The sequence below is a fragment of the Cupriavidus sp. FW306-1B-F12B genome (genome assembly GCF_058781795.1).
In genome coordinates this window covers 1-11,044 of record NZ_JBYSXC010000033.1, presented here as the reverse complement: position 1 = coordinate 11,044, position 11,044 = coordinate 1, and the positions used below count along the sequence as shown (strand labels likewise).

Annotated in this window: 6 protein-coding genes; 1 reads left to right on the top strand and 5 read right to left on the bottom strand. The window is 67.9% G+C overall.

Annotation, left to right across the window (positions count from 1 at the left end; translation table 11 throughout):
* Positions 1-151: 151 nt before the first annotated feature.
* Positions 152-1,405, bottom strand: coding sequence for a flavin-dependent oxidoreductase (locus tag AC3WLE_RS30245; RefSeq protein WP_492357581.1), 1,254 nt, complete (start codon positions 1,403-1,405; stop codon positions 152-154).
* 155 nt (positions 1,406-1,560) lie between these two features.
* A complete protein-coding gene (locus AC3WLE_RS30240; protein ID WP_035817661.1) occupies positions 1,561-2,013 on the bottom strand; it encodes a PACE efflux transporter in 453 nt (150 codons plus the stop codon).
* A gap of 112 nt (positions 2,014-2,125) precedes the next feature.
* Between AC3WLE_RS30240 and AC3WLE_RS30235 the strand changes: the two genes are divergently transcribed.
* Complete coding sequence (locus AC3WLE_RS30235) at positions 2,126-3,031, top strand: LysR family transcriptional regulator (protein WP_010812185.1); 906 nt, start codon at positions 2,126-2,128, stop codon at positions 3,029-3,031.
* Here the strand turns inward: AC3WLE_RS30235 and AC3WLE_RS30230 are convergent.
* Genes AC3WLE_RS30230 through AC3WLE_RS30220 form a run of 3 tightly spaced genes read right to left on the bottom strand, consistent with a single transcriptional unit; the run spans position 3,018 to position 10,938 of the window.
* The gene (locus tag AC3WLE_RS30230; RefSeq protein WP_492357580.1) at positions 3,018-4,496 is read right to left on the bottom strand and encodes an efflux transporter outer membrane subunit; all 1,479 of its coding nucleotides are present in this window, start codon (positions 4,494-4,496) and stop codon (positions 3,018-3,020) included. The two genes, AC3WLE_RS30235 and AC3WLE_RS30230, sit on opposite strands and share 14 nt — an antisense overlap.
* Positions 4,497-4,513: 17 nt before the next feature.
* Entirely contained in the window at positions 4,514-7,813 is a 3,300-nt protein-coding gene (locus AC3WLE_RS30225; protein ID WP_492317622.1) for an efflux RND transporter permease subunit, read from the bottom strand.
* A 2-nt stretch (positions 7,814-7,815) separates the two neighbouring features.
* Positions 7,816-10,938, bottom strand: a complete 3,123-nt coding sequence (locus tag AC3WLE_RS30220) for an MdtB/MuxB family multidrug efflux RND transporter permease subunit (RefSeq protein ID WP_492357579.1) — start codon at positions 10,936-10,938, stop codon at positions 7,816-7,818.
* Positions 10,939-11,044 lie beyond the last annotated feature (106 nt).

Sequence of the window (11,044 nt, the reverse complement as noted above, 5' to 3'; positions counted from 1 at the left end):
AGACACTGCCAGCCAGTCTAGTTGTGTTACCCATGTCCCCGAACAGGTGTTACCTATGTCCCCGGTCTATACACCGCTTGCGGGAGAGGGAGAACACCTTGCTTAGGCTGGTTCGGGCGGTTTTGGAGCACCCGAAACCATTGGCCTTGGCTCATCTGTTGCCCTGCATCGACTGCCGGTCGAATCCCGCCAGTTGCTTGTACCGCAGCGAGATCGCCTCCAGTTCCGCGCGCGGGATCACCTGGTCGATGTCGGCAAAGCCCTGCGGCGCGCGTTCCTCGGCCAGCTGCATCACCTGCTCGGGCCCGTTCATGCGGTTGCGCAGCACGATGCCGGCGGTGCGCGGCAGGCGCTCGGCCTCGTATTCGCGCAGCGCGTAGCCGGTGTCGGGCGTGCCGAGCAGGCTGTCGAGCAGGTAGCGCGCGTCCAGGATGGCCTGGGCGCTGCCGTTCGAGCCGATCGGGTACATCGGGTGCGCGGCGTCGCCCAGCAGCGTGACGCGGTCGAAGGTCCAGCGCGGCAGCGGGTCCTTGTCGACCATCGGGAATTCGTAGATCGCCCCGGCACCGTCGATCAGCGCGGGGATGTCGATCCAGTCCCACCGCCAGTCGGCAAACGCGGCGCAGAACACGGATTTGTCGACCTGCTTGTTCCAGTCGCTGCGCGGCGGGGTGTCGGGCACGCTGTCGGGCACGCGCAGCTCGGCGATCCAGTTGACCAGCGAGCGGCCCTGGCGGCGCAGCGGTTCCGAGATTGGATAGGCCACGAACTTCTGGTCCTGGTGCCCGGCCATGAACATCGAGCGGCCGTCCAGGTAGGGCGGCGCCTCGGTGACCGCGCGCCACAGCAGGCGGCGCGAAAAACGCGGCAGGTCGCCGGTGGGGTAGAAATGGCGGCGCACCGCCGAGTGGATGCCGTCGGCGCCGACCAGCACATCGGCGCTGGCCTCGACCTCGGCATTGTCGCTGCGGCGGCGCAGGCCAAAGCGCGCCTGTCCGCCCGCGCCGGTGTCCAGCACGGTCTCGAAGCTATGGCCGGTATGCACGGCGCCGGCGCCCAGGCGCTCCACCACGGTACGGTGCAGCAGTATCTGGAACTCGCCGCGATGGATCGAGAACTGCGGCCAGTCATAGCCGGCCGCCAGCCCGCGCGGCTCATGCCAGATGCGTTGGCCGCGCTTGTTGTAGTAGGACAGCGACGAGGTCTCGATGGCGATATCCGCGAGCGCGTCGCGCAGTCCCAGCTCTGACAGGATGCGCACGGCGTGCGGCAGCAGGTTGATGCCCACGCCCAGCGGGCGCAGCGTTTCGCTGGCCTCCCAGACCTCGGCCTCGAGGCCGTGGCGGTGGCATAGCAGCGCCAGCGTCAGTCCGCCGATGCCGCCACCGGCGATTGCGATCTTCATGGTGTCTCCCCCGCGTGCAGGATGCGCCGGTACGCAAGCGCGGGCGCGCTGCCTCCGGTCGAATTGGATTTGTTATGGAGTATAACAATTCGACCGGATGCGGCAAGACGGGGAAGACCCCGGAGTGACGCCTCCGGGGTCAGGAAAAACCGCGCTTAGCTAAGTGCGGCGCCTTCCGGCTTGGGCTGTGCTTTCAGCGACGGCACCGGGAAGACAGTGTCGTAGAGCCAGTTGTACACCAGCGCGTAGACCATGTAAAAGACGGCCACGGCGATGTCCATGATGAGCGCGTCGACCAGGCTGATGTCCAGGTACCAGGCCACCAACGGCAGAAACACCACCAGCAGGCCCAGTTCGAACAGCACGGCGTGCAGCACGCGCACCGGCACCGACTTGCGCAGCTGGCCGGTGAAACGCAGCATGCCCTTGTCGAACAGCACGTTGTACAGGTAGTTCCAGCCGGTGGCGATCAGCGAGGCGACGATGCCGATTAGGCCCATCTCGTGCAGTTCATAGCCGAAGGCCCAGCTGGCCAGCGGCGCGAAAATCAGCAGGCCGACCACCTCGAAGCCGATGGCGTGGCGAATCCGGTCCCAGGTCTTGCGCATCGTTGTTCCTCCTTGCGTGTCAAACGCGATGGGAGCTAGTCTATCTGCTGGGTAGGGATTGCCAAGTTGGATACTATCTGCAAAACAGATAGATTAACATGGAAAGTACTTTATGAGCCTCTCCATCGAGCAATTGCAGGCATTCGTCGCCGCAGCTGACACCGGCTCGTTCTCGGCCGCCGCGCGCCGGCTGGGCAAGGCGCAGTCGGTGGTCAGCGCGGCGGTGTCCAACCTGGAAATCGACGCCGGCAACGCGCTGTTCGACCGCTCCGCCCGTTACCCGGTGCTGACCCCCGCGGGCGAGCGGCTGCTGGCCGAGGCGCGTGTGATCCTGGAGCGCTGCGAGCACTTCCGCGGCGTGGCCAAGAGCCTGGGCGAGGGCGTGGAGACGCGGCTGGTGCTGGCGGTGGATGAGCTCTATCCGGAAGAGACGCTGGGCATGCTGCTGGAAGAGTTCTCCAGCCGCTTCCCGGCGGTGGAGCTTGAGCTGCTGTTTCCGCTGATGGAGGACGTCAGCCGGCTGGTCCTGGAGGGCGGCGCCGACCTCGGCATCATGTGGCGGCAGGAGGTGCTGCCGCCGGCGCTGGGCTTCCATGCGCTGGGCTGGGTGCCGATGCAGATCCTGTGCGCGCCCGAGCATCCGCTGGCCGGCCAGCGCGTGGACTGGGAGGAACTGAAGCGCTATCGCCAGCTGATGGTCGCCACCCGCTCAGACAGCGAAGAGAAGATGCGCCTGCGCGTGGCCGCCGACGTGTGGTGGGTGGAAAGCCAGTGGGTGATCGTGGAACTGGTCAAGCGCGGGCTGGGCTGGGCCTTCGTGCCGTGGCACGTGGTGGCCAATTCGCCGGCGGCGGCGCGGCTGGTGACGCCGCCGCTGGCATTCCAGCAGCAGGACTGGCCGGTGGCGATGGAACTGGTCTGGCACAAGCAGCGGCCGCTGGGCAAGGCCGCCACCTGGCTGCGCGAGCGCATCTGCCAACAGCCGCTGCCGCGCGCGCCTGCGGCTAGCGCTGGCTGACGGCCTGGTTCGTACCGGCCTGTGCCGGCGCAGCCTCCGCACCGGGCGCATGCCAGCCGCCGCCCAGCGCCTTGATCAGCACCACCGCCGCCGTGTACTGACGGCCGGCGATCGACAGCGCGGTGCGCTCGGCGGTGTAGGCGCTGGTCTGCGCCGTCAGCACGTCGAGCAGGCCAGCGGTGCCGGCGCGGTAGCGGTTGTTCACCAGCGCCAGCGCCTCGCGCGCCGAGCGCAGTGCGTCGTTCTGCACCACCGCTTCCTGTTCCAGCAGCCGCTGCGCGGCGAGGTTGTCCTCGACTTCCTGGAACGCGCCCAGCACGGTCTGGCGGTAGTTGGCCACGGTCTGGTCGTAGGCGGCCACCGCCTGCGCCTTGGCCGCGCTGCGCAGGCCGCCGTCGAACAGCGTGCCGGCCAGGCCGCCGCCGATCGACCAGATCCGGTCCGGCAGCGACATCCAACGCGCCAGCGTGCTGGCGGTCAGGCCGCCGCTGGCCGACAGCGACAGGGTCGGGTAGTAGGCCGCCTGCGCCACGCCGATCTGCGCATTGGCCGAGGCCATGCGGCGCTCGGCCGCGCCGATGTCGGGGCGGCGTTCCAGCAGTTGCGACGGCACCGCGGCCGGCACGCGCGGCGGCGCGGTGCGGAAGTCGTCGGCGGCCAGCGTCAGCGCCGCGGGCGGCTTGCCCACCAGCACCGCGATGGCGTGCTCCAGCTGTGCGCGCGTGATCTGGATGTCGATCTGCTGCGCCTGCGCGCTCTTGAGCTGGGTCTCGGACTGCAGCACGTCCGAGCGCTGCGCGGTGCCCGCCGCATACTGGTTCTGCACCAGTTGCAGCGACTTCTGGTAATCGGCTACGGTGCGGTCCAGCAGGGCCTTCTGCGCATCGGCCACGCGCAGCAGGAAGTAGCTCTGCGCCAGCGTTGCCTGCGTCGACAGCAGCGTCGAGGCCAGGTCGGCCTGGCTGGCCTGCGCGCTGGCCTCGCTGCTTTCCACCTGGCGCCGCACGCGGCCCCAGACGTCGATTTCCCAGGTTGCGCCCAGGGTCGCGCTCTGCCCGTTGAGCGTGCTGCCGCTGGCGCCGCGCGCGCGCGAGGCGCCGGCCTGTGCGTCAACGGTCGGGAAGAAGCCGGCGCGCGCGGCCTGCAGCGACGCCACTGCCTGGCGGTACTGCGCCTCGGCGGCCTTGATGTTCTGGTTCGAGATCTGCACCTCGGACATCAGCGCGTCGAGCTGCGCATCGCCGAACACGGTCCACCAGTCGGCGCGTGCCAGCGCATCCTGCGGCTCGGCGGGCTTCCAGTCACCGGTCCAGTCGGGGGTGGCGGCATCGGCCTCCTTGAAGGATGCGGAGACCGGCGCGTCGGGGCGCTGGTAGTCGGGGCCGACGGCGCAGCCGGCCAGCAGCAGCGCACAGCCCAGCGGCACCGGCAGGGCATGGGTCAGGAAGCGGGAAAGAACTGTCATGTCGAGTCTTCGCAAATCTAGACGGCGGCCGGCTGGTCCGGCGTGCCGGCACCACGGCGGCGCTGGCGCCAGGCCTTGACCTTCAGGCGCCAGCGGTCCAGCGTCAGGTAGACCACCGGCGTGGTGTACAGCGTCAGCAACTGGCTTACCACCAGCCCGCCGACAATGGAGATGCCCAGCGGCGCGCGCAGTTCGGCGCCGTCGCCGCGGCCGATCGCCAGCGGCACCGCGCCCAGCAGCGCGGCCATGGTGGTCATCAGGATCGGGCGGAAGCGCAGCAGGCAGGCGCGGTAGATCGCGTCGCGCGGCGACAGCCCCTCGCGCCGTTCGGCATCAATGGCGAAGTCGATCATCATGATCGCGTTCTTTTTCACGATGCCGATCAGCAGGATCACGCCGATCAGCGCGATGATGCTGAAGTCGGTCTTCGATGCCAGCAGCGCCAGCAGCGCGCCCACGCCGGCGGAGGGCAGCGTCGACAGGATCGTCAGCGGATGCACATAGCTTTCATACAGCACGCCCAGCACGATGTAGATCGTGATCAGCGCCGCCAGGATCAGGATCGGCTGGCTCTTGAGCGAATCCTGGAACGCCTTGGCGCCGCCCTGGAAGTTGGCGCGCAGCGTCTCCGGCACGCCGATGCGCGCCATCTCGCGCGTGATCGCATCGGTCGCCTGCGACAGCGAAGTGCCCTCGGCCAGGTTGAACGAGATCGTCGAGGCCGCGAACTGGCCCTGGTGGTTCACGCCCAGCGGCGTGCTGGACGGGGTCACGCGCGCGAACGCCGCCAGCGGCACGCGGTTGCCGTTGCCGGTGACCACGTAGATGTCCTTGAGCGCATCGGGCCCTTGCAGGTATTCCTGGCTCAGTTCCATCACCACGCGATACTGGTTCAGCGGATGGTAGATGGTGGACACCAGCCGCTGGCCGAAGGCATCGTTGAGCACCGCATCCACCTGCTGCGCGGTCACGCCCAGGCGCGAGGCCGCATCGCGGTCGATGATCACCGAGGTCTGCAGGCCCTTGTCGTTGGTATCGGTGTCGATGTCCTCCAGCCCCTTCAGGTTCGACAACGCGGCGCGCACCTTGGGCTCCCACGCGCGCAGCACTTCCAGGTCGTCCGACTGCAGCGTGAACTGGTACTGCGAACTGCTCTGCCGCCCGCCGATGCGGATATCCTGCACCGACTGCAGGAACAGGCTCGCGCCCGGCTCCTTGGACAGCTTGCCGCGCAGCCGCGCGATGATGGCGTCGGCCGATTCCTTGCGCTCCGACAGCGGCTTGAGCGTGACGAACATCTGCCCGGTATTGCGCTGGGAACCGCCGGTAAAGCCGGTCACGTTGACCACGGCGGGGTCGGACTGGACGATCTTGATGAAATTGTCGAGCTTGCCGCGCATGGCCTGGAACGAGGTGGCCTGGTCGGCGCGGATAAAGCCGATCAGCCGGCCCGTGTCCTGCTGCGGGAAGAAGCCCTTGGGAACGATCACGTACAGGTACACGTTCAGCGCGATGGTGGCGATCAGCACCAGCCACACCAGCGGACTCAGGCGCAGCGCCGTGGACAGCGAGCGCGCATAGCCATCGTGCAGCCACTTGAACATGCGCTCGGTGGCACGGAAGAAGCGGCCCTGCTGCTCCGGCTCGGGCGGGCGCAGCATCCGTGCGCACATCATCGGCGTGGTGGTCAGCGACACCACCAGCGACACCAGGATCGCCACCGACAGCGTGATCGCGAATTCCTGGAACAGCCGGCCGACGATGCCGCCCATCAGCAGCAGCGGGATGAATACCGCGATCAGCGACAGGCTCATCGACAGCACCGTGAAGCCCACTTCGCGCGCCCCGCGCAGTGCCGCGGCAAGCGGCTTCATGCCTTCCTCGATATGGCGCGAGATGTTCTCCAGCACCACGATGGCATCGTCGACCACAAAGCCGGTGGCGATGGTCAGCGCCATCAGCGACAGGTTGTTCAGCGAGAACCCGGCCAGGTACATCACCGAGAACGTGCCGATCAGCGACACCGGCACCGCCACGCTGGGGATCAAGGTGGCGCGCACATTGCGCAGGAACACGAACACCACCATGATCACCAGCGCCACCGAGATCATCAGCGTGTTCTCTACCTCGCGCAGCGAGGCGCGGATGGTGGGCGTGCGGTCCATCATCACGTCCATCGAGATTGCCGCGGGGATCATCTTCTGCAACTGCGGCAGCATCTCGTTGACGCGGTCCACGGTCTCGATGATATTGGCGCCGGGCGAGCGGTTCAGCACCAGCAGCACCGATGGCTTGCCGTTGGCCGAGCCCGCGTTGCGGATGTCCTGCACCGAGTCGACCACATTGGCCACGTCGCGCAGCCGCACCGGCACCGCGAACGAGTTGGGCCCGCTGGTGGCACTGGTGCCTCCGGTGGCGCCGCTGGTGATGGTGGTGGTGCCGCTGCTGGTGGTCAGCGTGGTCACGGTCACGCCGTTGACCACCTTGGTGCTGACGCCGCCGCTGGCGGCGGCGTTGGCGGTGCTGGCAATCAGCGCGCCCGCCGACGTCGACGAGAAGGTTCCCGGCGTGGCATAGCGGATGATCAGCGGCATGTAGTCTTCCGCCTTCATCGCCTGGTCGTTGGCGTAGACCTGCCAGTTGCTGGCGGCGTTCTCCAGCGTCCCCAGCGGCCGGTTGGCATTGGTCGCGCTGATGGTGTTGCGCACATCCTCCAGCGAGATGCCGTAGTTGTTCAGCGCGGTCGGGTTCAGCTCGACCCGCACCGCCGGCAGCGAGGCCCCGCCGATGGTGACCTGGCCCACGCCATCGACCTGCGACAGCTTCTGCGCCAGGATGGTCGAGGCCGCGTCATACAGCTGCCCGCGCGTCATGGTCGGCGAGGTCAGCGCGATGATCATGATCGGCGCATCGGCCGGGTTGACCTTGCGGTAGGTCGGGTTGTTGGGCAGGCTGGTCGGCAGTGTCGCGCGCGAGGCATTGATGGCCGCCTGCACGTCGCGCGCGGCGCCGTCGATATTGCGCGACAGGTCGAACTGCAGCGTCACGCGGGTGGAGCCGAGCGAACTGCTCGAAGTGATCTCGGTCACGCCGGCGATGGTGCCGAGCGCGCGCTCGAGCGGCGTCGCCACGGTGGCGGCCATCGTTTCAGGACTCGCACCCGGCAGCGACGCCGATACCGAGATGGTCGGGAAATCCACCTGCGGCAGCGGCGACACCGGCAGCAGCCGCAGCGCGGCCAGCCCCGCCAGCAGGATGCCGAGCGTCAGCAGCGCGGTCGCGACGGGGCGGTGGATGAAGGCAGCCGAGAGATTCATCGTTACACCGGCTCCTCGCCCGTGCCGCCTTCCTCCGGATCACCGAAGCGCCGCTTGCGCCAGCCCTTCACGCGCGTGGCCACGCGGTCGAACGCCAGGTAGATCACCGGCGTGGTGAACAGCGTCAGCACCTGGCTCACCAGCAGGCCGCCCACCATGGTCACGCCCAGCGGCCGGCGCAGTTCGCTGCCGATGCCGGAACCCAGCATCAGCGGCAGCGCCGCCAGCAGGGCCGCCATGGTGGTCATCAGGATCGGGCGGAAGCGCAGCAGGCAGGCCTGGAAGATCGCATCGCGTGGTTTCATGCCGCCCTCGCGCTCTGCCTCGAGCGCGAAGTCGATCATCATGATCGCGTTCTTCTTGACGATACCGATCAGCAGGATGATGCCGATGATCGCGATGATGCCCAGGTCCTGCCCCGCCAACAGCAGCGCCAGCAGCGCGCCGACGCCGGCCGACGGCAGCGTCGACAGGATGGTGACCGGGTGGATGGTGCTTTCATACAGCACGCCCAGCACGATATACATCGTCACCACCGCGGCCAGGATCAGCCACAGCGTGTTCGACAGCGATGCGCGGAAGGCCAGCGCGGCGCCCTGGAAGCTGGTCTGCATCGAGATCGGCAGGCCCAGCTCCTGCTCGACCTTGGTGATCTTGTCGACCGCGGCGCCCAGCGATTCGCCCGGCGCCAGGTTGAACGAGATCGTCGCCGCCGGGAACTGGCCCTGGTGGTTGATCACCAGCGGGCCGGTGCGTTCGGTGATGCGCGCGAACGCGCCCAGCGGCACCTGGCCGCCGGAAGAGGAGGGCAGGCGCAGGTCGGCCAGCGACTGTGGGTTCTTGCGGAATTCCGGCATGGTCTCCAGCACCACGCGGTACTGGCTCGACTGCGTGAAGATGGTCGACACCAGCCGCTGGCCGAAGGCGCTGTACAGCGCGCTGTCGATCACCGCGGTGGTGATGCCGAAGCGCGCCGCGGCGTCACGGTCGATATCGACATAGGCGCGCAGGCCGTTGTTCTGCTGGTCGCTGGTGACGTCGCGCAGCTCGGGTTCCTGGCGCAGGCGTTCCACCAGCTTCGGCACCCACGCGGCCAGCGTGGCGGGATCGGGGTCCTCGACGGTGAACTGGTACTGCGTGCGCGAGACCTTGTCCTCGATGGTCAGGTCCTGCACCGGCTGTGTGTACAGCGACACGCCGCCCAGTTCGTGCACGGCCTGCTGCAGGCGCTGCGTGACCACGTCGATGGGGTCGCGCTCGCTCTTGGGCTTGAGGTTGATCAGCATGCGCCCGGCGTTGAGCGTGGTGTTGGTGCCATCCACGCCGATGAACGACGACAGGCTTGCCACTGCCGGGTCCTGCATCACCACCTTGGCCACGGCCTGCTGCCGGCGCGCCATGGCGTCGAACGAGGTGGTCTGGGCGGCCTCGGTGATGCCCTGGATCACGCCGGTGTCCTGCACCGGGAAGAAGCCCTTGGGCACCAGCAGGTACAGCAGCCCGGTCAGCACCAGCGTGGCCACGGCCACGGCCAGCGTCGCTTTCTGACGATCGAGCACCCACTCCAGCGCACGGCCGTAGCGCTCGATCACGTTGTCGAAGAAGCGGCCGCTGGCGCGGTGAAAGCGCGACAGCTTCTCTTGCGGCACATGGTGCAGCAGGCGCGCGCACATCATCGGCGTGAGCGTCAGCGATACCACTGCCGAGATCAGGATCGACACCGCCAGCGTGATCGCGAATTCCCGGAACAGGCGCCCGACCACGTCGCCCATGAACAGCAGCGGGATCAGCACCGCGACCAGCGAGAAGGTCAGCGAGATGATGGTGAAGCCAATCTGCTTGGAACCCTTGAGCGCCGCCGCCATCGGCGAATCGCCCTTCTCGATGTAGCGCATGATGTTCTCGATCATCACGATCGCATCGTCGACCACGAAGCCGGTGGCAATCGTCAGTGCCATCAGCGTCAGGTTGTTGATCGAGAAGCCGGCCAGGTACATCACGCCGAAGGTGCCCACCAGCGACAGTGGCACCGCCACGCCCGGGATGATGGTGGCCGGTATATTGCGCAGGAACAGGAAGATCACCAGCACCACCAGCGCGATCGCCAGCAGCAGCTCGAACTGCACGTCCTCGACCGAGGCACGGATGGTGGTGGTGCGGTCGGTCAGCAGCTGCACGTGGACCGATGCCGGCAGCGCATTCTGCAGCTGCGGCAGCAGCGCCTTGATGCGGTCGACCACCTCGATCACGTTGGCACCGGGCTGGCGCTGGATGTTCAGCACGATCGCGGGCTTGTCGTTGGCCCAGGCGGCCAGGCGGCTGTTCTCGGGGCCGTCGACGATCTCGGCCACGTCGGTGATGCGGATCGGCGCGCCGTTCTTGTAGCCCAGGATGATCTGGCGGTATTCGTCGGCCGAGCGCAGCTGGTCGTTGGCGTCGATGGTGGAGGCGCGCGCGGGGCCGTCGAAGCTGCCCTTGGCGCCGTTCACGTTGGACGCGCCAATGGCGGTGCGCAGGTCGTCGATCGACATGCCCAGCGAAGCCAGCGCGGCCGGGTTGGCCTGGATCCGCACCGCGGGGCGCTGGCCGCCGCTGATGGTGACCAGGCCCACGCCCTGGATCTGCGAGATCTTCTGCGCCACGCGCGTGTCGACCATGTCCTGCAGCTTGGGCAGCGGCATGGTGTCCGAGGTCATGGCGATGGTCATGATCGGCGCGTCGGCCGGGTTGACCTTGCTGTAGACCGGCGGCATCGGCAGGTCTGACGGCAGCAGGTTGCTGCCGGCGTTGATGGCGGCCTGCACCTCCTGCTCGGCCACGTCCAGCGGCAGCGTCAGTTCGAACTGCAGCGTGATCACCGAAGCGCCGCCCGACGAGGACGACGACATCTGCTTCAGGCCTGGCATCTGGCCGAACTGGCGCTCCAGCGGCGCTGTCACCGACGAGGTCATCACGTCCGGGCTGGCGCCGGGGTACAGCGTGGTGACCTGGATGGTCGGGTAATCGACCTCGGGCAGCGCCGACAGCGGCAGCAGCCGGTACGCCACCAGCCCGGACAGCAGGATGGCCAGCATCAGCAGCGCCGTGGCGACCGGGCGCTCGATGAAGAGGCGTGAGGGGTTCATGCGCTGTCCTTACTGCTGCGTGCCACTGGCGGGCGGGGCGCTGGCGCCGGCCTGGCGGTGGCGGCGATGTTCGCCGGCCACGCCGGAGGCCGCGGCCCCGCTGGCG

Bases quoted from the DNA above. Each gene is read 5' to 3' on its own strand.
- AC3WLE_RS30245 (WP_492357581.1), bottom strand. From the start codon at position 1,405: ATGAAGATCGCAATCGCCGGTGGCGGCATCGGCGGACTGACGCTGGCG.
- AC3WLE_RS30240 (WP_035817661.1), bottom strand. From the start codon at position 2,013: ATGCGCAAGACCTGGGACCGGATTCGCCACGCCATCGGCTTCGAGGTG.
- AC3WLE_RS30235 (WP_010812185.1), top strand. From the start codon at position 2,126: ATGAGCCTCTCCATCGAGCAATTGCAGGCATTCGTCGCCGCAGCTGAC.
- AC3WLE_RS30230 (WP_492357580.1), bottom strand. From the start codon at position 4,496: ATGACAGTTCTTTCCCGCTTCCTGACCCATGCCCTGCCGGTGCCGCTG.
- AC3WLE_RS30225 (WP_492317622.1), bottom strand. From the start codon at position 7,813: ATGAATCTCTCGGCTGCCTTCATCCACCGCCCCGTCGCGACCGCGCTG.
- AC3WLE_RS30220 (WP_492357579.1), bottom strand. From the start codon at position 10,938: ATGAACCCCTCACGCCTCTTCATCGAGCGCCCGGTCGCCACGGCGCTG.